This is a genomic window from Streptomyces sp. SID12501 (assembly GCF_010550245.1).
Classification (GTDB): domain Bacteria; phylum Actinomycetota; class Actinomycetes; order Streptomycetales; family Streptomycetaceae; genus Streptomyces.
In genome coordinates this window covers 1-382 of record NZ_JAAGLU010001092.1, presented here as the reverse complement: position 1 = coordinate 382, position 382 = coordinate 1, and the positions used below count along the sequence as shown (strand labels likewise).

1 protein-coding gene is annotated in these 382 nt (G+C 75.4%); it reads right to left on the bottom strand.

Annotated features, from left to right (window positions below):
- The coding region (locus tag G3I71_RS49970; protein ID WP_203733302.1) for a bifunctional DNA primase/polymerase at nt 1-382 on the bottom strand (382 nt) is incomplete at both ends.

Here is a 382-nt window from a genome sequence, read left to right as displayed (position 1 = left end):
TCCAGCTCGGCGGCGGCCTCGGGGGCCACGAAGAACTGGGCGCGACCGTTCGGGGTGGCCGTGACCGGCCCCAGCGGCAGGCCCATCCGCTCCAGCCGGACCAGGGCCCGCCGGCCCGCTTCCGCGGAGACCTCGATGACGTCGAAGGCGCGGCCGACCGGGAGCATGATCGCCGCGCCGGGGTACTCGCCCCACACCTTCGTGACCTCGTCCAGGGTGGCGCCCGCGGCGACGGTGGGAGCGAAGTCCAGCGGATGCGCCCCCGGCGCACCGCAGTTCGTATGACCGCAGGAGCAGTCGCGGGAGGGACCGGCGGCCCTGGCGCCGGGCCTCACGTCCCAGCCCCACAGTCCCGTGTACTCCGCCACCGTCGTGCACTCCG